The organism is Belnapia sp. AC561, assembly GCF_979252845.1.
In genome coordinates, this window is sequence record NZ_CEEDBP010000015.1 from 55,079 (window position 1) to 73,825 (window position 18,747).

Consider the following 18,747-nt stretch of genomic DNA (forward strand, 5'->3'; position numbering starts at 1 on the left):
GCCGCGTCCCCGGCTGGCATCATCCCTGCACGGAGTATGCGAGGCGGGTCTGGCCGGTGCAACGGCGCCCCAGGGAGACAATGCGATGCGGGAAGACTTCGGCGCCTTCGTGCCGGGCACATCGGTGCGGATCGCGGGCAGGCCGGGCGGGCCGCTGAGCGGGCTGACCTTCGCGGCGAAGGACCTGTTCGACGTGGCGGGGCATGTGACCGGCGGCGGCAACCCGGACTGGGGGCGGACGCATCCGGTGCCGACCAGGCATAGCTGGGCGGTCGGCGCCTTGCTGGACGCCGGGGCGGAGCTGATCGGCAAGACCATATCCTGCGAGATCTCGCTCGGCATCCTCGGCTTCCACCAGTTCTACGGCACGCCGGATAATCCCCGCGCGCCGGGCTGCATGCCGGGGGGATCCTCCTCCGGCTCGGCCGCGGCGGTCGCGGGCGGGCTGTGCGATACGGCGCTGGGGACGGATAGCGGCGGCTCGGTGCGGGTGCCGGCGAGCCTCTGCGGCCTGTATGGGCTGCGGCCGACGCATGGTCGGATCTCCTTCGCCGGCGGCGTGACGCAATCGCCGAGCTTCGACACGCCGGGCTGGTTCGCCCGCGATGCCGCGACCTTCGCCCGGGTGGCCGAGGTGATGCTGGGCGTGCCCATCCCCGAGGTGGCGCCGGCCAGGCTGCTGCTGGCGGAGGACTGTTTCGAGGTCTGCGATGCCGGCGTCGCCGAGGCGCTGCGCCCGGCCGTCGCCCGGGTGGCGGCGGTGCTGGGCGGCGAGCCAGTGCGGATGTCGCTCGGCCAGGGGGAGCTGGCGGCCTGGATGGACCAGCGCGGGGTGCTGCAGCGGGGCGAGACCTGGAAGACCTTCCAGCCCTGGATCGACGCGGTGAATCCCTGCTTCGCCTTCAACGTCGGCCGCAACCTAGCGGCGGCTTCGGCCATCACCCCGGCGCAGACGGCGGTGGCGCAGGTGGTGCGGGAGAGGGTGCGTGAGCGGGCGCGGGTGCTGCTGGAGGGTGGTGCGATCCTCTGCATGCCGACGACGCCCTATACCGCGCCGCGGGCGGATATGCCGCTCCACATGATCGATGCCTACTCGGACCGGCTGGGGCTGCTGACCTCCTTCGCCGGGCATGCGGGACTGCCGCAGCTGAACCTGCCGCTGGGGGAGATGTTCGGGAAGCCGATCGGCTTGTCGATCATCGCCTGGCGCGGCGGGGATGAGCGGCTTGTCGCGATCGCCCGGGCGCTGGAGGCATGACGATGCTGGAGCTGAACATCCCCGAGGTGGTGGCCGAGGTCCGGGCCGCCTTCGAGCGCTACGACGCCGGGCTGGATGCCAACGACGTGGCGGTGCTGGACGACAGCTTCTGGGATCATCCGCTGACGCTCCGCTACGGCGTGGGGGAGAACCTGTATGGCCATGCCGCCATCGCCGCCTTCCGGGCGGGGCGGACGCCGGCGCAGCATGCCTCCCGCGCGCGGCGGCTGGAGAAGACCATCATCACCACCTTCGGCCGCGACTTCGCCACGGCGAATACCGAATACGTGCTGCTCGGCAACGGCCGGCGCGGGCGGCAGAGCCAGAGCTGGGTGCGGACCGAGGCCGGATGGAAGGTGGTGGCGGCGCATGTGAGCATGCTGGCAGAGCCGGGCTAGGCACTTGAATCGGCCCCACAAAATGTATATACAATGAGTGCCCATCCCGCTCGGAGTCCGGCATGGAGTTCGAGTGGGATGAGCGGAAGCGGCTCGCGAATATCGACAAGCATGGCTTCGACTTCATCGATGTGTGGGAGCTGTTCGCCGGCGACAACATCAGGGCCGGCGCCAATCCGGGGCCGGATGGGGAGCAGCGGTTTCTCGCCACCGGTTTCATCCAGGGCATCCATGCCACCGTCATCGGCACGGTGCGGAATGGCGTGACCCGCGTAATTTCCCTTCGGAGGGCCAGGACAAATGAGCGGCGGCAGCACCAAGCGTTATTCGGCGGATGAACTGCGCGCCCTGGCGCAGCGTGGCCAAAGTCGCACTGACGCCGCCCGGATCCTGGGCCAGTCGGAGGAGGTGCTCGAACGTGCCATCGCCAATGATCCCGACTGGGACGACATGCCCGAGGATTGGCACGCGCGGGCCGAAGCCGTCATGCCCCGGCCCAAGGTGGCCGTCAGCATCCGGCTGGATGCCGATCTGGTGGACCAGTTACGCGCCAGCGGGCGCGGCTGGCAGACCCGGGTCAATGCGATCCTGCGGGCCTGGCAGGATGCGAAGAAATCCTCGGCCGCCTGACAAGCGTCATTCGGCCGGCCGCCGCGGCACCACCAGGTTCGGCAGGATGACCTGCACCGGCTGATCATCCTGGTTGAAGGTGGTGCAGCGGACCCGCAGCATGCCCTGCTGCGGCCGGCTCTTGCTGGGGCGCACCTCCAGCACCTCGATCTCGACGCGGATCTCGTCGCCCGGGCGCAGCGGGCGGGGCCAGCGCAGCTCCTCCATCCCACCGCCGATGATGCCCCCCTTGGGGCGGAAGTCGCTGCCGACCAGCAGCTTCATGGTCAGCGCGGCGGTGTGCCAGCCGCTGGCCGCCAGCCCGCCGAACATGGTGCCGCGCGCCGCGGCGTCGTCCAGGTGGAAGGGCTGCGGGTCGAACTCGGCGGCATAGGCGATGATCGCCTCCGCCGTCACCCGCAGGCGGTCCGAGTGGAAGACCTGGCCGGCGGTGAAATCCTCGAGGTACAGCTCCGTCATCCCCGCACTCCCCGTCTCGCATAGACCGTCAGGGCCAGCACGCCGAACGCCGCCAGGGCGAAGTCCCCGCGATAGCCGATGAATGCCAGCCCCAGCCCGAAGGCCAGCGATCCTGCGCTCTGGCCGAGGAAAAGCGCCAGGGCGAAGGCGCCGACGGCGGTGCCGCGGGCTTCCGGCAGGGCCTCGGTTGCCCGGGTCTGCAGCACGCCGTGGAACATGTAGAAGCCAAGGCCGAGCACCACCTGCACCGCCGCCACCATCGGCCAGCCGGTGGCCAGTGCCAGCACCGCGAGGCAGCCGGCGCAGCCGAGCCCGCCGATCGCCAGCAGCCCACCCTCCCCGAAGCGGCGCAACAGGGCGCGGGCGCCGCGGGTATAGGCGAAGGCGCCGATGCCGAAGCCGGCCACCACCAGCCCGGACTGCGCGGCGTTGCGGCCGAATTCCTCGATGAGGAAGGAGCCGACGAAGGGGAAGGCGCCGCCGAACAGCAGGAAGCCGTCGAGGAAGGCGACGCCCATCATCCAGCGACCGATCGGCCGGTGCAGCAGGTCCACATAGGCGGCCATGCCGCGGCCGGCGGCGGCATCCGCCGGGCGGCGCCAAAGGTTGCCGCCGAGCTTCCAGGCGAGGATGCCGCCGACGCCGAGCGCCAGGGCGCCGAGCAGCAGGAAGGGCATGCGCCAGCCCGCCGCCTCCGCCACCACGCCGCAGACCGGGCCGGTGATGAGCTGGGCCATGACCATGCCGGTAAGGAAGCGGCTGATCGCCACCTGGCGCTCGGCATAGGGCACGCTGTCGGCGATATGCGCCATCAGCAGCGGGATGACGGCGCCGGCGAAGCAGCCGGACCAGGCGCGCAGCAGCACCAGGGTCGGCAGCCCGGTGGCGAAGCCGCTGCCGAGCAGGCCGAGCCCGTAGAGCAGCACCGCGAAGCAGGCGATCCGCACCTTGCCCAGCCGGTCGCCCAGCGGCCCGGCGACCAGCTGCACCAGCCCATAGGGCAGGACGAAGCCGGCGATGACGGCGGTCGCCTGGGAGACGGTGACGCCGAGCCCGGCCGCGATCAGCGGCAGCAGCGGGTCCAGCATGCGCATCCCGGAGCCGGTGGTGAATCCGGCCAGGGCGAAAAGGGGGATGGGAATCATCGGTGCCCGATAGGGAACCGCATGCTGCGGTGCGTCAAGCCATGGCGGCGCGTTGACAGGCCCCACGGCGCCGAGGAGCCTGCGCAGCATAAGGAGACGCCCATGCCGGACCCGACCCCGCCCCTGCTCGGCCTCGGGCTGTACTGGCAGCAATTGGCCGTGGGCCAGCGCTTCCGCAGCTTCGGCCGCACCGTGACCGAACATGACCTGATGGGTTTCGTCGCCCTGACCGGGATGCAGGAGCCGCTGTTTGTCGATGCGACCCATGCCGGCGCGCTCGGGGCGCGGCCGGTGCCGGCGGCGCTGACCCATGCGCTGATCGAGGGGATGCTGCTGCGGGGCATGGTGCATGGCACCGGGCTGGCCTTGCTCGAGACCCATATCCGGCCGAAGGCGCCGGTGCGGGTCGGCGATACCATCGGCGCCGAGGTGGCGGTGACAGCGGTGCGCCCGACCTCGCGCGGCGGCCGGGCCGTCGTTGCCTGCGCGGTGCGGGTGGCCAACCAGCATGGCGAGGCGGTAATGGACTACGACGTGACCCGGCTGCTCGCCGGGCTGCCGGGAGAGAACGCAGAATGATCGACCGCCGCACCCTGCTGGCGCTGGGCGCCGCCACGCTTGCCGCCCCGGCCCTGGCGCCCCGGGCCTTGGCGCAGGGCAGCTTCCCCAGCCGGCCGATCCGCCTGGTGGTCGCCTTCCCGCCGGGCGGGCCGACCGACGTGGTGGCGCGCATCCTGGCCGAGCGCATGGGCCGCGACCTGGGCCAGCCGATCATCGTCGAGAACCGCGGCGGGGCGAATGGCAATATCGCCGCCGAGGCGGTCGCGAAGGCCGAGCCGGATGGCTATACCTACCTGTACAACACCTCCTCCATCGCCATCAGCCGGGCGCTGTACAGGACGCTGCCCTACGACCTGCTGCGCGACCTGACGCCCGTCTCCCTCACCGCCGCCTCCCCGCTGGCGCTGGTGGTGAACCCAGGCCTGCCGCCGCGAACGCCGGCCGAGTTCATCGCCTGGGTGAAGGCCAATTCGGGCAAGTTCAGCTATTCCTCGGGCGGGGTCGGCAATATCTCGCACCTCGTCACCTTCCTGGTGCTGCGGCACATCGGCGGCGATGCGGTGCACGTGCCCTATCGCGGCACGGCGGCGGCGCTGACCGATACCGCCGCCGGCAACGTGCAGTTCACCAGCGATACGGTGGTGACGGCGCTGCCGTTGATTCAGGACAACCGGGTGCGGGCGATCGCGGTCAGCAGCGCGGAGCGGACGCCGCTGCTGCCGGAGGTGCCGGCCATGGCCGAGGCCGGGCTGATGCCGGCGGGCTTCGATGTCGGGGCCTGGCAGGGCATCCTGGCGCCGGCCAAGGCGCCGGCGGCGGCGACCGCGCGGATGAATGCGGCGGCGGGCGTGGCGCTGGCCGACCCCGATGTGCGGGCCAAGCTGGCGGCGCAGGGCGCGCGGCCGACGGGCGGCAGCCCGGAGGACTACACGAAATACCTGACGAGCGAGATCGCGCTCTGGACCAAGGTGGTGCAGGAGAGCGGCGCGACGGCGGAGTAGCGGCGTTCAGGCGGGGAGCAGCAACGCCGGCAGCCCGGCGAGGTCCTTCAGCACGGCATCCGGCTGCCAGGCGGGGTCGAGGGCCTCGCCGTCCCGGTCGATCCAGACCGAGCGGATGCCGAGCTCGCGGCAGACCTTCAGGTCGGTGAACTGGCCCATCCCCACATGGATCGTCTCGTCCTGCGTCACCCCCATGCTGGCATAGGCATGGAGGAACAGGCGGTGGTCCGGCTTGTAGGCCCGGGCCTGCTGGGCGGTGACGACGAAGTCCACCGGCGTGCCGATCGCCGCCACGGTTCCGGCGATGAGGGCGTCGTCGGTATTGCTGATGATGGCGATCCGGTAGCGCTCGCGCAGCCGGGCGAGCGCGGCGGGCGCATCGGGATGGGGCGCGATCCTGCCGAGGATCGAGACCAGGGTGTCCTGGTCTGCTGCCGTGGCGGCGTGGCCGGCTTCGGCCAGCGCCTGGGTCAGGCTGGCCCGGAGGATCGGCCGGTAGTCCTGGAAGGGCGGCCGCTGCTGGTGCTCCGAGGCCAGCGCCCGCAGCCGGTCGGCCAGGGCGGCGGCGCGGTCGGGCGGGACCTCCGCCTGCAGATGCCGGGCCAGGATCGCGCCGGCCGCCTGCCGCACGGCATCATGCCAGCGGACCAGGGTGCCGTAGCAGTCGAAGGTGATGACCTTGGGCGGCGGATCGAGGGTGAGAATGGGACGGCCTCCGGAGGTGACGGGAGCAGGCGGGCCGCCACTCTGGTCGCCCGGCGCCGATCCGGGAAGCGGGGGGAGCCCGCGGTCACCCCGCCGGCGGGTCGAGCAGGACCCAAAGGCGGGAGATCCGGCCATCCACGACCTGCGCCGCGTCGGTGCCGGTCACGGCAACCGCCTCGCCCGGACCCGCGTGCCAGCGCAGGGTGCCGAGGCCGTGGTGGCCGACCGCCACGCCATCCGCGTGGAAGACGAAGGCAGGTCCGAATTGCTCCAGCAGGCGCCCCGCGACCTCGGAGATCGCCGCGCGGCCCGTCACGATGCCGGTGGGCTCGTACATCACGGGATCGGCGACGTAGAGCGCCTCCAGGGCCGCGGCGCGGCGGGCGGGATCGCGCTCGTTGAAGACGCGCTCGAGGTTCGCGCGAAGGAGATGGTCGAAATCCGGCTCCGGCGCTGCCGGGTCGTTGGTGGACATGATGAAGCCTCCTCAGGAATGGGGCGTTGCACGCAAGACGCTGCGCCGGATCAGGCGCCGAAGCCGCCGTCGATCGTGTGCATCGCCCCGGTCACGAAGCCCGCCTCGGGTCCCGCCAGCCAGGCCACCATGCCCGCCACGTCCTCCGGCCGCCCATGCCGCTTGAAGGCCATGGCGGGGTAGACCAATTCCTTGAACGGCCCATCCGCCGGGTTCATGTCGGTGTCGATCGGCCCGGGCTGCACGATGTTCACCGTGATCCCGCGCGGCCCGAAGTCCCGCGCCAACCCGCGCGCCATGCCCTGCAACGCCGACTTGCTCATCGCATAGGCCGAGACGCCGGGGAAGGAGACGCGGTCGCCGTTGACCGAGCCGATGACGATGATCCGCCCGCCTTCCGGCATCCGCCGCGCCGCCTCCACCGCCGCGTGGTAGGGCGCGGCGACGTTGATGCGGATCAGCCGGTCCACTGCGTCCGGGTCCTGCTCCAGCGGGTCGCCGAAGACGACGACGCCGGCATTCACCACCAGCACATCGAGCGGCCCGCTGCCCCGCACCCGCGCGATCACCGCATCGCGGTCGGCGCTGTCCGTCAGCGCCGCGGTGGCGCCGGTCTCGGTCGCCAGCCGCTCCGCCGCCTCGCGTGAGCCGGCATAGGTGAAGGTCACCGCCGCGCCCTCCCCTGCGAAGCGTCGCACGATCGCCGCCCCGATCCCGCGGCTGCCGCCGAGCACGAGAACGGACTTGTTCTGAAAACTGGCCATGAGACCCTCCTTGAGGTTCAACGTAGTAAGCGCTACATAAATCCTCTGAAGGGCCCGTCAAGGCATTTTGTATCAATGACTACAAATTCACCTCGCCCCCGGGGCCGCCCCCGGGGCCGCCCCCGGGGCTTCGACCCGGACCAGGCCGTCGCCACCGCCCAGCAGCTTTTCCATGCGCGCGGCTATGACGCGGTCAGCGTCGCCGACCTCACCGCGGCGCTCGGCATCAACCCGCCCAGCTTCTATGCCGCCTTCGGCAGCAAGGCCGGCCTCTATGCCCGCATCCTCGGCCGCTACAGCGCCGCCGACGCCCTCCCCCTGGCCGAAATCCTGCGGCCCGGCCGTCCCGTGGCCGAGGCCCTGGCCGCCCTGCTGGAAGAAGCCGCCCGCCGCTATGTCGCCGACCCGGCAGCCGCTGGCTGCACCGCCCCGGCCGCCGCCGGTTGCCTGGTGATCGAGGGCGCGCGCTGCAACGACCCCGAGGCGCGGCAGGCCGCCCGCGCCCTGGCCGCCACCGGCGAGGAGGCCATCCGCCGTTTCGTCGCCGCGAGTCATCCGGACACGGCCGAGCGCCTGGCCGACTACGTCGTGACGGTGATGACCGGCCTGTCCAGCATGGCCCGGGAGGGCCAGGGCCTGGATCGCCTGCTCGCCACCGCGCGCCTCGCCGGCCTTGCTCTGCCGCAGGCGCTCCAGGCCTGAGCGCCGATCCGGGACCGGCCGCGACAGGCGCTCAGCCGCCCGCCTTCGGCAGCGCGGCGCAGTTGCTCGCCGCGGCTTCCCCGGCGAAGCGGGCGGCAACCCAGGCATGGGCTTCCTCCGCCCCGCCGACCATCACGCCGTTATGGTCCCGCCCGGCGACCGGCCGATAGGCGAGGCCGGTGCCATTGGCGCAGAGCTGCCCGGCCAGGCTATCCGTCCAGCCCGGCGGCACGGTCCTGTCGGCGGTGCCCTGCATGATCATGGTGGGGGCGGCGATGCGCAGGCTGCCCGGCTCGTTCGCGGCGGCCATGGTGCCGAAGGCGGCGACGTCGGGCTCGGGCAGGAATTGGTCCTTCGCCGTGGCGGTGGACCAGTAGCCGGTGGTCAGCGCATGGGTCATGCAGCTCACGTGCAGGTCCGGCAGATGCACCAGCGCGGTCGGCGCCAGCATCCGCGTCAGGTCGATGGCGCGGTTGGTGCCGGCATAGGATTGCAGGGTGTAGAGCACGTAGGGCAGCGACAGCTCGACATCCGCCGCCTGCCGCACCGCATTCAGCCGGCCCATGATCTGCGAGCCGGGCGCGAAGGCCAGGGTGCCGACATGGGTGAACTCCGGCAGGTAGTCCGGCCCCAGCGCCCCGGTGAACAGCGCGGCATGGCCGCCCTGGGAATGCCCCAGCACGGCGTAGCGGGTGCCGAGGCCGGGCTCGACCTGCCGCGCGGCGCGCAGCATGTCGAGCGCGTTCCAGGCATTCGTCCGGCCCTGCAGGAAGGGATGCGGCTCCGGCGTGCCGAGGCCCTCGTAGTCGGTCGCCACCACCGCATAGCCGCGGGCGACGAAGCCATCGAGCAGGGTGCGGAGGCCGGCGAGATAGGGGTGCTCCGGCCCGGTCGGGGTATCCAGCGACGGTGCGCAGACCGGCGCCAGGCCGGTGGTGCCATGGGTCCAGGTGATGACCGGCCAGCCGCCGGCCGGCGGCTGGCCGGGCGGGATGGCGACGGTGCCGGAGACGGCGGTGCTGCCGCCGGCCGCGGCGGTGGAGCGGTAGAGGACCAGGGTATTGCGGGCGGCACTGGCGAGGGAGGCCTCGGCGGCCAGCGGCCGGGCCCAGATGACCGAGCCGCGTTCCCCCGCCGGCAGCGGGCTGGGTGCCTGGTAGAAGGCGGTGCCGGCCGGGCCGGGGCGCACCGGCTGCGCCATCCCGGCCAAACCCCATCCGGGCAAGGCCAATCCGGCGAGCAGCACGATGGTGCGCGACACGACAGCAAGCATGGCAGAATCCCCCGGATGCGGCCGCGCCCGGGACTCGTATCCAAGGCGAAGCGATGCAACCGCTATCGCCCAATGATTACCGGAAGGCAACCAGCGCGCGAGAACGCCGGGGCGTCAGGCGACGGCCTTGCGGCTCCGCTCGCTTTCCGTCTTCAGCTGCCCGCAGGCGGCCGAGATGTCCCGCCCGCGCGGCCGGCGGATCGGGCTGGAATAGCCGGCATCGTTGAGGATGGCGGCGAATTTCGCCGTCTGCTCATGCGTGCTGGTCAGGTAGGGACTGCCGGGCCAGGGGTTGAAGGGGATCAGGTTGATCTTGGCCGGCAGGCCGGCCAGCAGCCGCACCAGCTCCCGCGCCTCGGCCTCGCTGTCGTTCACGCCGCGCAGCATGACGTATTCGAAGGTGATGCGGCGGGCGTTGGAGGCGCCGGGGTAGCGGCGGCAGGCGTCGAGCAGCTCGGCGATCGGGTATTTCCGGTTCAGCGGCACGATCTCGTTGCGCAGCTCGTCCGTCACCGCATGCAGCGAGACGGCGAGGTTGACGCCGAGCTCCTCGCCGCAGCGGTCCATCATCGGCACCACGCCGGAGGTGGACAGCGTGATGCGGCGGCGGGACAGGCCGATGCCCTCCCCGTCCATGATGATCCGCAGCGCCTTGGCGGTATTCTCGTAGTTATAGAGCGGCTCGCCCATGCCCATGACCACGATGGTGGACAGCAGCCGCGGCTGGTCGTCCTTCGGGCTGGGCCATTCGCCGTAGCTGTCCCGCGCCGCCATGAACTGGCCGACGATCTCGGCGGCGCCGAGGTTGCGGACCAGCTTCTGGGTGCCGGTATGGCAGAAGCGGCAGGACAGGGTGCAGCCGACCTGGGTGCTGATGCAGACGGCGCCGCGGTCGGCGTGGCGGTCGGGGATATAGACCGTTTCCACCTCCTGCCCGTCGCGGTAGCGGAAGAGGAATTTGCGGGTCTCGTCGGCGCTGGTCTGGACCTCGGCCGCGGTGGGGCGGCCGACCACGAAGCGTTCGGCCAGGCGGTCCCGCAGCGGGCCGGCGATGCTGGTCATGCGGGCGAAGTCGGTGACGCCCTGGTGGTAGATCCAGTGCCAGAGCTGCTTGGCGCGGAAGGGCTTCTCGCCCAGCGTTGCCAGCTCGGCGACCAGCTCCTCCCGCGTCAGCCCGACCAGCTCGCGGCGGCCGTCGGGCAGCGTCGCCTCGGGCGGGTTGAAGAGCGCCGACTTGGCGAGGACCCGGTCGCGCTCGGCGACGGTCAGATCGCTCATCGCCGGGCGGGCATTCCTTGCTGATGGCGTCATAGGCCTGGCTGAAGCCGGCGAGGGAGAAGCTGTCGGTCACCGTGCCGCGGCCATTGGCGCCGGGGCCGCGCAGCACCGCGTCGCGGCCGCTGCGGAAGGCCCGCACCACGGCGGCGCCGTCCCGCGCGGCGGCGGTGGAGCCGGCGGTGTAGAAGAGCATCTCGTTGGCGCTGATGGTCGCCATCACGTCCGCATTGCGCGAATAGGCATAGCCGGCGGACATGGTGACGGTATCCCGCCCGGTATGGCGGTGGGTGACCGTCAGCAGCACGCCCTGGCGATTGGGGCCTTCGCTCCGTGTCGGCTTGGTGAAGGCGTAGCAGACCTTCTGCCCGCCCTCCGCATAGGTGGCGGCGATCCAGGACTGGAAATCGCCCAGCTTGCGCGGGCGCGCCTGCTGCTGTTGCGCGAGCGCAACCGGAGCCATGAGGAGAAGGATGGGAAGGGCGAAGCGAGGAAGCACGCGCATGGCCGCTAGATACGAGCCCCGGGCGCCACCAGCAATGGGGGTGGTCGTCCCGGCGCCATCCCCTTATGCAACCCGGCCATGACCGATGCCGCCGATGGCCACCTCGCCGCCCAGTACGAGGCCTTCCCCTACCCCGCCCGCGACCCGCGGGAGGAGGCGAAACGGCTGATCATCGGCAGCCCGAGCCATCTGCGGGAGATCGACCACTGGATCTTCGGCGCCCGGCGGCCTGCCTCCACGCCGCTCCGGGCGTTGGTCGCCGGCGGCGGCACCGGGGACGGCACCCTGATGCTGGCGCAGCAGATGGCCTGGGCGGGGCGGGGCGGCAGCATCACCTGGCTGGACCGCAGCACCGCCGCCCGGCAGGTGGCGGCGGCGCGGGCGGCGGCGCGCAAGCTGGAGAACATCCGCTTCGAGCAGGGCTCGTTGCTCGAGCTCGAGGGCTCCGGCCTCGGCCCCTTCGACTACATCGACTGCTGCGGCGTGCTGCACCACCTGCCGGACCCGCTGGCCGGGCTGCGGTCGCTGGTCTCGGTGCTGGCGCCGGGCGGCGGGCTCGGGCTGATGGTCTATGCGCCGCATGGCCGGACCGGCGTCTACATGATGCAGGATGCGCTGCGGCTGCTGGCCCCGGCGACCGAGGCCCCGGCCGCCCGGGTCGATGCCGCGCGGCGGCTGTGGCGGCAGGCGCCGGAGACGGCCTGGCTGAAGCGCAATCCCTGGCTGACCGATCACATCTCCGGCGGCGATGCCGGGATCTACGACCTGCTGCTCAACCCGCGCGACCGGGCCTATACCGTGCCGGAGCTGGGGGCGCTGGTGGCCGCGGCCGGGCTGCGGATCGCCTGCTGGGTGGAGCCGGTGCGCTACGACCCGGACAGCTACTTGGCGGACCCGCGGCTGCGCGCCCGCACCGCCGCCATGTCCCCGCTGGAACGGGCGGCGCTGGCCGAGGCCATCACCGGCAACATGGGCATCCACATCGTCTACTGCGTCCGCGCCGGGGATGCGGAGGTTTCGCCGCCCTGGGAGGATCCGGCGGCGGTGCCGACGCTGCGGGAGATGGATGGCGCGGCGCTGGCCAAGGGGCTGCCGCGGGACGGCACCATCCCGGTCAGCTTCGACGGATTGCGGGTGAACCTGCCGCTGCCGCGGCTGGCCGGGGCCATTCTGCAACGAGTGGATGGGCGGAGGTCCTTCGGCGAGATCGCCGACGAGATGGCGGCGAACGGCGTCTCGCGGGAGGCCTTCTGGCGCGACCTGGCGCTGCTGCGCAAAAGCCTGGAGGCGATGAACCGCCTGCTGATCACCGCGCCCCCGTGACGGCCGCCATCATCATCTTCGGCGCCGCGGTACGGCCGGATGGCAGCGCCAGCCCGACCCTGCAGCGACGGGTGGAGGCGGCGGCCCGCCTCGGCGCCCGGCTGGAGGCGCCCGTCTTCATCCCGACCGGGGCCAAGGGGCGCCATGGCGAAGCGGAAAGCACGGTGATGGCGGCACTGCTGGGCGAACTCGGCGTGCCGCGGGAGCAGATCACCGAGGAGCCGACGGGGACCGATACGCTGTCCTCCGCCATCGCCTGCCGGCGGCTGCTGCGCGGCCATGCCGGGCCGGTCTTCGCCGCGACCAGCCGCTTCCACCTGCCGCGCTGCCTGCTGGTGCTGCGGCTGCTGGGGCTGCCGGCGCGGCCGGTGCCGATCGGCGGCTCCGCCCGCGGCGCCGGGCTGCTGCAGCGCTGGTACTGGCGGCTGCGGGAGATGCCGGCCATCCCCTATGACGCCGGGCTGGCGATCTGGCACCGGCTGCGGGGCGGATAGGCTAGGCTGGCATCAGCCGCGCCGGAGCCCCGCATGCTGCCCCCGCCCCTCCTGCCACCACCCGTCCTGCACCTGCCCTATGGCCCCGGCCCCTTCCGCATGGCGATGGGGCTGGTGGCGATCCCGCCCTCCGCCTGGATCGAGATCGACGACCAATACGGCCCGCAGCTGGCCGAGCGCCGGCGCCTGCTGGCCGAGCGCCCGGCCGAGGTGGTCGCCGCCCTGCCCGGCACCGAACCCGTCCAGGCGGAGCTGCGGGACAGCCTGGTCGCGCATCTCTGCGACCGATACCCGGACTGGTTCCGGCGGGACGGCGGGCGGCTGCACAACCGGCTGACCGGCGAGGCGCTGGACCCAGCGGCCGCGCCGCTGCCCCTGGTCGGCCGGCTGGTACAGGAGGATTTCTGCCTGCTGCAGGAGGAAGCGGGCGGCCTCCGGCTGATCGGCGCGGTGCTGTGCTTCCCGAGCGGCTGGCGGCTGGGCGAGAAGCTCGGGCATCCGCTCGGCCCGATCCATGCGCCGGTGCCGATGTACGCGGAGACGCTGGAACGCCCGGTGGACCGCTTCCTGACCATGCTGCGCCCGGGACGGCTGGCGATGCGGCTGAACTGGTCGCTGATGGATGACGCGACCCTTCACCGCGCCCAGGCGCATGGCCGGACCGACCATGCGGCCGCGGTCACCGCGGCGAATGCCGGCACGGCGCTGGTGCTGCGGGTGGAGCGGCAGACCTTCTGGCGGCTGCCGGAAAGCGGGACCATCGCCTTCGGCATCCGCATCCACATCACCCCGCTGCACCGGGTGGTGGCCGTGCCCGGCGAGGCGGCGCGGCTGCGGGAGGCGGTGCTGGCGCTGCCGCCGGAGATGCAGCGCTACAAGAGCCTGCTGCCCTTCCGGGCGGCGGTGCTGGGCTATATGGAAGGGCTGGCCTAGCTGCGGGCGAAGGGTGGCGGGGCACCCGGGACGAGGTCGGCGCCGAAGACGTCGCGGTCGTCGGTGGCGACGCGGAGGTTGACGCCCGGGCTTCGTGCTCGGGTTCGATTGCGGGCAGAGCGAGCCGGTGGTCGAACCCAGCGGCGATTCCCTGCCGGCCAGGACCGCAGCCTCGCCGGGGTGGGCGCAAATGGTGACGTCGCGGCAAGGCCCGGGCCATGCCCTCCTGTCCCCGCCGTCATTGACAGCAGCCCCCCTCGACCCGAGATTTGGTCGGGCGACCAAGAACAAGTCCGAGGGACGGCGATGACGACAGCGATGGCACTGGCCGATGTCACACCCTTGCTGGCCCGCCCCGATCCAGGTCGGACCGAGCCCGCCGTCCGGGCCCGCGCGGTCGCCCCCCTCATCAACGCCGCCGGCCCGGTCATCGAGGCCAACAAGGCGCTGCCGCCCGAGGTACTGGAGGCGATGCATGGCGCGCGGCTGTTCCGCACCCTGCTGCCCCAGGCCTATGGCGGCGACCAGACCACCCCGGCCGCCTTCTACCGGATGATGGAGATCGTCGCCGCGGCGGATGGCTCCACCGGCTGGTGCCTCTGCCAGGCCTCGGGCTGTTCCATCGCCTCGGCCTATATGGCGCCCGAGGTCGCGCGGGAGATCTGGGGGCCGGCGAATGCGGTGCTCGCCTGGGGCTTCGGCAATGGCGTGGCCAAGATGGTGCCGGGCGGCTATCGTGTCAGCGGCACCTGGGCCTTCGCCAGCGGCAATCGCCACGCCACCTGGATGGGCGGGCATTGCCGGGTGATCGAACCCGATGGCTCGGTCCGCAAGAACCCCGACGGCAGCCAGCACGAGCGCAGCATGCTGGTGCCGCGGAGCGTGCCGCGCTTCCACGATGTCTGGAACGTGGTCGGCCTGCGCGGGACCAACAGCGACACCTATACCTACGACGATATCTTCGTGCCGGAGGAGTTCAGCGTCTGCCGCGACAGCGACGCGGAGCGGCGGGTGCAGGCGCCGCTGTACCAGTTCACCACCAGCCATCTCTACTCGGCCGGCTTCGCCGGCGTCTCGATCGGCATCGCACGGGGGCTGCTGGATGCCTTCGTCGATCTCGCCAAGGGCAAGACCGCCGCGGCGACGACCAAGCCGCTGCGCGACAGCGAGGTGATCCAGAACGGCATCGCCCAGGCCGAGGCCAAGCTGCGCTCGGCCCGCGCCTGGCTGATCGAGGTGCTGGAGGAGGCGCATGACGTGGCGGAGACCACCGGGCGCATCACCATGACCGAGCGGGCGATGATCCGGCTCGCCACGACCTCCGGCATCCAGCGCGCCAAGGAAGTGGCGGAATGGGCCTATCACGAGGCCGGGGCGAGCGCGATCATGCTCTCCGGGCCGTTCGAGCGGCGGATGCGGGACATCCATGCGTCATCGCAGCAGGTGCATGGGCGGAGCGCGCATCTGGAGATGTGCGGGCAGCATTTCCTCGGGATGAATCCGTCGGGGCGGTTTTTTTAGGGAAGTATTAAGCAGGGCCGGGAGAAGGTATTCTCCCGGACCCTCATCTATTTTTGGAAGTTTACTACTTTCATAGCAACGAGCATCATTCTCCCATCAATGTTGTATTTATACCTAGCTAACCACGCAGGAGCCACCCCATTAGTCGTAGGGTTTTGCCCCAAGGCAGTGCTTGTATGAGATATCTATCCGGCTTCCATCCAATCGCACTATCCAAAAGCATTTTCCTTTGTAGCCATCGGGAGCTGCTTCTACGACAAAGTAGTTGATACCCGACCCTATCTTCTCATCCCGTTCATCATGGCGGTTGAGAAGAGCGGTTAGCTCTGCGCCATCATTGTCATATACGCGATCCCCAACTCGGTAGCGGTTGAGCATAGCTCTAAAAAAACTCGTTCCGTATCCGGCTTTTTCAAATATTCTTGTATCAATTATTATTTTTCGAACCATGCTATTTCCCCATCTAAACCTTTTCTATTTGCTTTGGCTGGTACATAGCACCAATCTGTTGAGCGACCTGCTTTCCGCCAAGGAGATGAGATTTCGTCAGCAGGTATTTTGGATACTTGGTTGGAAGATAGTCGTGCTTAAACCAATGCCGAAATGCCGGTAGCGCTGCGTCAGGATAAGCCCACGGCTCTTGTGGATTGCTTTGCGATTGAGGGTAATAAGAAGGATAATTGTGTTGATATTTTATGCGAGGCCCATACAAAGCCTCTAAGTTTACCTCTGACTTCGACCAGTAGTTCCCCCACGTCAATCCGACGCTTATATCCGGAACAGTGCGGTCGTTTACAGGCAGTCCGGCATTGATCAAGTCAGAAATGAGGCCATTCACTTCATTGAAAATGATGAAATATCCATCTGGAGCACTATCTGTTAAAATGGAAACGCGGTCATGAAAATAGCGCCATTTGTCGGCAGGCACATAATCTAGCGCATCAAAAATATACTTTTGAAGGCCATACGTAGCCAATCTGCGATAATTATCCATCGCAATTTGATTTTTGTTTTGCGCTTCAAAAGCATAATACTCAATTATTGCTGTACAGACTATGTCAGGATAAGCGAAATGTGTTTGTCCAGACCTCTTTGTGGCAATATACAATTCAGGCTCATTGTAGCCTTTTCCAGCCAACGATTGGCGAAGCCAGGAGAACCGATTTTTACCGAGCACTTCATCATTGAAATGCTCTGCCCATTCTTGGGTAATATCATAGATAACACTTCGCGCGACATTGGCGATTCTTGAAAGCCCGCCCTGTGTCAGAAATGGAATGCCATTTTCTAAGACTCCCATTTCGACACCGTTCACGTCCTTCTGGACCTGAATCCCGATGTCCAAAATTAGTTGACTCTGGGAAATCGGCTGAGATGCCATTTGACCCTCTACACCAATAGATTGGTTTTTCCTTCATACCATTACACTATGATATCAACTGGCGCTACTCTGCAATCGCCCCGGCCCGCAGCGCCAGCGCGCCCCAGCGCTGGCCCTCGGCGGCGATCAGCGTGGCGAATTCATCCGGGCTGCGGCTCGCCACCGCCGCCGTCGCCGCCAGGGCGAAGCGGTGGCGGACATCGGGCAGCAACAGGACTTCCGCCACCGCCTGGTGCCAGCGGCGCAGGATCTCCGGCGGCGTGCCGGCAGGCGCCAGCAGCCCCTGCCAGGAGCTGGCGGTGAAGGCGGGATAGCCGGCCTCCACCATCGTCGGCACCTCCGGCAGCGCCGGCACGCGCTGCGCGGTGGTGACCGCCAGCGCCTTCAGCCGCCCCGCCTGCACCTGGCCGAGGGCGGAGGAGAGCGTCACGAAAAGCCCGTGCACGTCGCCCGCGGTCGCCGCCGTCACCGCCGGGCCGGCGCCGCCGGGATAGGCCACATGGACCATGTCGAGCCCGCCGGCCAGCTCGCGCAGCAGCTCCATCTCCAGCCGGTTGAGGCTGCCGGCGCCGGGCGAGCCGTAGTTCACCTTGCCGGGGTTGGCCTTCGCATAGGCCACCATCTCCCGCACCGAGCCGAAGGGCGCAGAGGGATGCACCACCAGCGCATCCGGGGTTTCCGAGACCAGGGAGATGGCGGCGAAATCCTCCACCGGCTTGATGCGCAGCGTGCGGGCGAAGACGGTCGGGTTCACCGCCAGCGTGCCGACATTGCCGAGGAAGAGGGTATAGCCATCCGGCGCCGCCCGCCCCGCCGCCTCCATGCCGACGTTGCCGGCGGCGCCGGTGCGGTTCTCCACCACCAGCGGCTGGCCCAGCGCGGCGGAGAGATGCGGCTGCAGGATGCGGGCGGCGAGGTCGGTGGCGCCGCCGGGGGCGAAGGGGACCACCAGGCGGATCGGCCGGTCCGGATAGCCCGCGGCGCGGGCGCCGGGTGCGGCCGCCAGCAGGCCAAGCGTCGCAAGCACTCCGCGTCGATCGATCATCCCCGCCTCCGTCCCTGGTCCGGCCTTCTCGGGGCCGTTGCGGCAACGATGGCATTCCCGCCGGATGCGCGCCAGCGGTGCCGGCCCGGATGGGGTGCTACACTCCGGCCATCGAAGGGGAGGCTCCGGCATGGACATCAAGGGCATCGCGGCATTGGTCACCGGCGGCGGCTCCGGCCTCGGCGCGGCGACGGCGGAGGCGCTGGCGGCGGCCAGCGCGCAGGTGGTGGTGATGGACCTGCGGCAGGAGGCCGCGGCGGCGGTCGCCGCGCGGATCGGCGGCGTCGCCGTCGCCGGCGACGTGGCGGACGAGGCCGCGGTGGAGGCGGCGCTGGATGCGGCGGCGGGCCTCGGCCCGCTGCGGCTGGCGGTGAACTGCGCCGGCATCGCCCCGGCGGCGCGCGTTGCCGGGCGGCAAGGCCCGCATCCGCTGGGGCTGTTCGAGCAGGTGGTGCGGGTGAACCTGATCGGCACCTTCAACGTGCTGCGGCTCGCCTCCGCCCGCATGGCGGCGCTGGAGCCGCAGGCGAGCGGCGAGCGCGGGCTGGTGGTGAACACCGCCTCCATCGCCGCCTACGAGGGGCAGATCGGCCAATGCGCCTATGCCGCGAGCAAGTCCGGCGTGGTCGGCCTGACCCTGCCCGCGGCGCGGGAGCTGGCGCGCTTCGGCATCCGGGTGATGACCCTGGCGCCGGGGCTGATCGAGACGCCGATGCTGGCCGGGCTCGCCCCGGAGGCGCGGGAGGCGCTGGGCAAGCTGCCGCTGTTCCCGAACCGGCTGGGACGGCCGGATGAATATGCCAGCATGGTGCTGGCCATCGCCGCCAATCCGCTGCTGAATGGCGAGACGATCCGACTGGACGGCGCGCTGCGCCTCACCCCCGCCTGAACGGGAGTTC

Annotated in this window: 22 protein-coding genes and 1 pseudogene; 12 read left to right on the forward strand and 11 right to left on the reverse strand. The window is 70.1% G+C overall.

The genetic code is table 11. The annotated features are described in order from the left end of the window. The first annotated feature begins 85 nt into the window (after positions 1 to 85). The 4 genes from AC0IW9_RS14215 to AC0IW9_RS14230 all read left to right on the forward strand — a co-directional run bounded on the left by AC0IW9_RS14215 (position 86) and on the right by AC0IW9_RS14230 (position 2,286). Positions 86 to 1,258: an amidase gene (locus AC0IW9_RS14215; RefSeq protein ID WP_471648918.1), complete on the forward strand. Its 1,173-nt coding sequence runs from the start codon at positions 86 to 88 to the stop codon at positions 1,256 to 1,258. 2 nt (positions 1,259 to 1,260) lie between these two features. Further along, positions 1,261 to 1,656 (forward strand): oxalurate catabolism protein HpxZ, encoded by a 396-nt coding sequence (hpxZ, locus tag AC0IW9_RS14220; RefSeq protein ID WP_471648919.1) that lies wholly within the window; start codon positions 1,261 to 1,263, stop codon positions 1,654 to 1,656. 62 nt (positions 1,657 to 1,718) lie between these two features. Further along, positions 1,719 to 1,994, forward strand: coding sequence for a BrnT family toxin (locus AC0IW9_RS14225; protein ID WP_471648920.1), 276 nt, complete (start codon positions 1,719 to 1,721; stop codon positions 1,992 to 1,994). Continuing rightward, on the forward strand, positions 1,957 to 2,286 hold the full coding sequence (locus AC0IW9_RS14230; protein ID WP_471648921.1) for a BrnA antitoxin family protein: 330 nt from the start codon (positions 1,957 to 1,959) through the stop codon (positions 2,284 to 2,286). The genes AC0IW9_RS14225 and AC0IW9_RS14230 overlap by 38 nt, the downstream gene beginning before the upstream one ends. A gap of 6 nt (positions 2,287 to 2,292) precedes the next feature. Here the strand turns inward: AC0IW9_RS14230 and AC0IW9_RS14235 are convergent, their stop codons facing one another. Then, on the reverse strand, positions 2,293 to 2,745 hold the full coding sequence (locus AC0IW9_RS14235) for a MaoC family dehydratase (RefSeq protein WP_471648922.1): 453 nt from the start codon (positions 2,743 to 2,745) through the stop codon (positions 2,293 to 2,295). After that, positions 2,742 to 3,890, reverse strand: a complete 1,149-nt coding sequence (locus AC0IW9_RS14240) for an MFS transporter (protein WP_471648923.1) — start codon at positions 3,888 to 3,890, stop codon at positions 2,742 to 2,744. The genes AC0IW9_RS14235 and AC0IW9_RS14240 overlap by 4 nt, the downstream gene beginning before the upstream one ends. Positions 3,891 to 3,992: 102 nt before the next feature. On the opposite strand from AC0IW9_RS14240, the gene AC0IW9_RS14245 reads away from it, so the two are divergent. Then, positions 3,993 to 4,469, forward strand: a complete 477-nt coding sequence (locus tag AC0IW9_RS14245; RefSeq protein WP_471648924.1) for a MaoC family dehydratase — start codon at positions 3,993 to 3,995, stop codon at positions 4,467 to 4,469. Then, positions 4,466 to 5,452, forward strand: coding sequence for a tripartite tricarboxylate transporter substrate-binding protein (locus AC0IW9_RS14250; RefSeq protein ID WP_471648925.1), 987 nt, complete (start codon positions 4,466 to 4,468; stop codon positions 5,450 to 5,452). The genes AC0IW9_RS14245 and AC0IW9_RS14250 overlap by 4 nt, the downstream gene beginning before the upstream one ends. Positions 5,453 to 5,458: 6 nt before the next feature. On the opposite strand, the gene AC0IW9_RS14255 is transcribed toward AC0IW9_RS14250, so the two are convergent. From AC0IW9_RS14255 to bdcA, 3 genes are read right to left on the reverse strand one after another with little or no spacing between them, the layout of a single operon-like run. Next, positions 5,459 to 6,292 carry an HAD-IA family hydrolase gene (locus AC0IW9_RS14255; RefSeq protein ID WP_471648926.1) on the reverse strand — a complete coding sequence of 278 codons (834 nt, stop codon included), beginning with the start codon at positions 6,290 to 6,292 and terminating at the stop codon, positions 5,459 to 5,461. Next, positions 6,243 to 6,632 carry a nuclear transport factor 2 family protein gene (locus tag AC0IW9_RS14260; protein ID WP_471648927.1) on the reverse strand — a complete coding sequence of 130 codons (390 nt, stop codon included), beginning with the start codon at positions 6,630 to 6,632 and terminating at the stop codon, positions 6,243 to 6,245. Before AC0IW9_RS14260 ends, AC0IW9_RS14255 begins: the two co-directional genes overlap by 50 nt. Before the next feature lie 50 nt (positions 6,633 to 6,682). Then, positions 6,683 to 7,396 carry an SDR family oxidoreductase gene (gene bdcA, locus AC0IW9_RS14265; RefSeq protein WP_471648928.1) on the reverse strand — a complete coding sequence of 238 codons (714 nt, stop codon included), beginning with the start codon at positions 7,394 to 7,396 and terminating at the stop codon, positions 6,683 to 6,685. A 75-nt stretch (positions 7,397 to 7,471) separates the two neighbouring features. On the opposite strand from bdcA, the gene AC0IW9_RS14270 reads away from it, so the two are divergent. Continuing rightward, complete coding sequence (locus AC0IW9_RS14270) at positions 7,472 to 8,098, forward strand: TetR/AcrR family transcriptional regulator (protein ID WP_471648929.1); 627 nt, start codon at positions 7,472 to 7,474, stop codon at positions 8,096 to 8,098. A 31-nt stretch (positions 8,099 to 8,129) separates the two neighbouring features. Here the strand turns inward: AC0IW9_RS14270 and AC0IW9_RS14275 are convergent, their stop codons facing one another. The 3 genes and pseudogenes from AC0IW9_RS14275 to AC0IW9_RS14285 form a co-directional block, all read right to left on the reverse strand. Then, positions 8,130 to 9,371, reverse strand: coding sequence for an alpha/beta fold hydrolase (locus AC0IW9_RS14275; protein WP_471648930.1), 1,242 nt, complete (start codon positions 9,369 to 9,371; stop codon positions 8,130 to 8,132). 114 nt (positions 9,372 to 9,485) lie between these two features. Next, positions 9,486 to 10,682: a dual-specificity RNA methyltransferase RlmN gene (gene rlmN, locus AC0IW9_RS14280; protein ID WP_471648931.1), complete on the reverse strand. Its 1,197-nt coding sequence runs from the start codon at positions 10,680 to 10,682 to the stop codon at positions 9,486 to 9,488. Positions 10,683 to 10,731: 49 nt separating this feature from the next. After that, positions 10,732 to 11,151: pseudogene (locus AC0IW9_RS14285) on the reverse strand (invasion associated locus B family protein); the annotation flags it as partial. Positions 11,152 to 11,229: 78 nt separating this feature from the next. Here AC0IW9_RS14285 and AC0IW9_RS14290 point away from each other — a divergent pair. From AC0IW9_RS14290 to AC0IW9_RS14305, 4 genes are all read left to right on the forward strand, one after another. Beyond that, complete coding sequence (locus AC0IW9_RS14290; RefSeq protein WP_471648932.1) at positions 11,230 to 12,474, forward strand: class I SAM-dependent methyltransferase; 1,245 nt, start codon at positions 11,230 to 11,232, stop codon at positions 12,472 to 12,474. Then, positions 12,471 to 12,968 carry a YdcF family protein gene (locus AC0IW9_RS14295; protein ID WP_471648933.1) on the forward strand — a complete coding sequence of 166 codons (498 nt, stop codon included), beginning with the start codon at positions 12,471 to 12,473 and terminating at the stop codon, positions 12,966 to 12,968. The genes AC0IW9_RS14290 and AC0IW9_RS14295 overlap by 4 nt, the downstream gene beginning before the upstream one ends. Before the next feature lie 33 nt (positions 12,969 to 13,001). Next, positions 13,002 to 13,901, forward strand: a complete 900-nt coding sequence (locus tag AC0IW9_RS14300; RefSeq protein ID WP_471648934.1) for a heme-dependent oxidative N-demethylase family protein — start codon at positions 13,002 to 13,004, stop codon at positions 13,899 to 13,901. 306 nt (positions 13,902 to 14,207) lie between these two features. After that, positions 14,208 to 15,422 carry an acyl-CoA dehydrogenase family protein gene (locus tag AC0IW9_RS14305; protein ID WP_471648935.1) on the forward strand — a complete coding sequence of 405 codons (1,215 nt, stop codon included), beginning with the start codon at positions 14,208 to 14,210 and terminating at the stop codon, positions 15,420 to 15,422. Between the two features lie 141 nt (positions 15,423 to 15,563). Here AC0IW9_RS14305 and AC0IW9_RS14310 read toward each other — a convergent pair whose 3' ends face one another. The 3 genes from AC0IW9_RS14310 to AC0IW9_RS14320 form a co-directional block, all read right to left on the reverse strand. Beyond that, a complete protein-coding gene (locus AC0IW9_RS14310) occupies positions 15,564 to 15,872 on the reverse strand; it encodes a DCL family protein (RefSeq protein ID WP_471648936.1) in 309 nt (102 codons plus the stop codon). A gap of 13 nt (positions 15,873 to 15,885) precedes the next feature. After that, complete coding sequence (locus AC0IW9_RS14315; RefSeq protein WP_471648937.1) at positions 15,886 to 16,737, reverse strand: BstA C-terminal domain-containing protein; 852 nt, start codon at positions 16,735 to 16,737, stop codon at positions 15,886 to 15,888. A gap of 130 nt (positions 16,738 to 16,867) precedes the next feature. Beyond that, positions 16,868 to 17,848: a Bug family tripartite tricarboxylate transporter substrate binding protein gene (locus AC0IW9_RS14320; RefSeq protein ID WP_471648938.1), complete on the reverse strand. Its 981-nt coding sequence runs from the start codon at positions 17,846 to 17,848 to the stop codon at positions 16,868 to 16,870. Between the two features lie 130 nt (positions 17,849 to 17,978). On the opposite strand from AC0IW9_RS14320, the gene AC0IW9_RS14325 reads away from it, so the two are divergent. Then, positions 17,979 to 18,737, forward strand: a complete 759-nt coding sequence (locus tag AC0IW9_RS14325) for an SDR family NAD(P)-dependent oxidoreductase (protein WP_471648939.1) — start codon at positions 17,979 to 17,981, stop codon at positions 18,735 to 18,737. Positions 18,738 to 18,747: the final 10 nt, after the last annotated feature.

Excerpts from the sequence above, each read along its gene's own strand:
- AC0IW9_RS14305 (WP_471648935.1), top strand. The coding sequence starts at position 14,208 with ATGACGACAGCGATGGCACTGGCCGATGTCACACCCTTGCTGGCCCGC.
- rlmN (WP_471648931.1), bottom strand. The coding sequence starts at position 10,682 with ATGACGCCATCAGCAAGGAATGCCCGCCCGGCGATGAGCGATCTGACC.
- AC0IW9_RS14290 (WP_471648932.1), top strand. The coding sequence starts at position 11,230 with ATGACCGATGCCGCCGATGGCCACCTCGCCGCCCAGTACGAGGCCTTC.
- hpxZ (WP_471648919.1), top strand. The coding sequence starts at position 1,261 with ATGCTGGAGCTGAACATCCCCGAGGTGGTGGCCGAGGTCCGGGCCGCC.
- AC0IW9_RS14215 (WP_471648918.1), top strand. The coding sequence starts at position 86 with ATGCGGGAAGACTTCGGCGCCTTCGTGCCGGGCACATCGGTGCGGATC.
- AC0IW9_RS14320 (WP_471648938.1), bottom strand. The coding sequence starts at position 17,848 with ATGATCGATCGACGCGGAGTGCTTGCGACGCTTGGCCTGCTGGCGGCC.
- AC0IW9_RS14260 (WP_471648927.1), bottom strand. The coding sequence starts at position 6,632 with ATGTCCACCAACGACCCGGCAGCGCCGGAGCCGGATTTCGACCATCTC.
- AC0IW9_RS14235 (WP_471648922.1), bottom strand. The coding sequence starts at position 2,745 with ATGACGGAGCTGTACCTCGAGGATTTCACCGCCGGCCAGGTCTTCCAC.
- AC0IW9_RS14230 (WP_471648921.1), top strand. The coding sequence starts at position 1,957 with ATGAGCGGCGGCAGCACCAAGCGTTATTCGGCGGATGAACTGCGCGCC.
- AC0IW9_RS14275 (WP_471648930.1), bottom strand. The coding sequence starts at position 9,371 with ATGCTTGCTGTCGTGTCGCGCACCATCGTGCTGCTCGCCGGATTGGCC.
- AC0IW9_RS14255 (WP_471648926.1), bottom strand. The coding sequence starts at position 6,292 with ATGGCCGGATCTCCCGCCTTTGGGTCCTGCTCGACCCGCCGGCGGGGT.
- AC0IW9_RS14310 (WP_471648936.1), bottom strand. The coding sequence starts at position 15,872 with ATGGTTCGAAAAATAATAATTGATACAAGAATATTTGAAAAAGCCGGA.
- AC0IW9_RS14225 (WP_471648920.1), top strand. The coding sequence starts at position 1,719 with ATGGAGTTCGAGTGGGATGAGCGGAAGCGGCTCGCGAATATCGACAAG.
- AC0IW9_RS14325 (WP_471648939.1), top strand. The coding sequence starts at position 17,979 with ATGGACATCAAGGGCATCGCGGCATTGGTCACCGGCGGCGGCTCCGGC.
- AC0IW9_RS14245 (WP_471648924.1), top strand. The coding sequence starts at position 3,993 with ATGCCGGACCCGACCCCGCCCCTGCTCGGCCTCGGGCTGTACTGGCAG.
- AC0IW9_RS14250 (WP_471648925.1), top strand. The coding sequence starts at position 4,466 with ATGATCGACCGCCGCACCCTGCTGGCGCTGGGCGCCGCCACGCTTGCC.
- AC0IW9_RS14270 (WP_471648929.1), top strand. The coding sequence starts at position 7,472 with ATGACTACAAATTCACCTCGCCCCCGGGGCCGCCCCCGGGGCCGCCCC.
- AC0IW9_RS14240 (WP_471648923.1), bottom strand. The coding sequence starts at position 3,890 with ATGATTCCCATCCCCCTTTTCGCCCTGGCCGGATTCACCACCGGCTCC.
- bdcA (WP_471648928.1), bottom strand. The coding sequence starts at position 7,396 with ATGGCCAGTTTTCAGAACAAGTCCGTTCTCGTGCTCGGCGGCAGCCGC.
- AC0IW9_RS14300 (WP_471648934.1), top strand. The coding sequence starts at position 13,002 with ATGCTGCCCCCGCCCCTCCTGCCACCACCCGTCCTGCACCTGCCCTAT.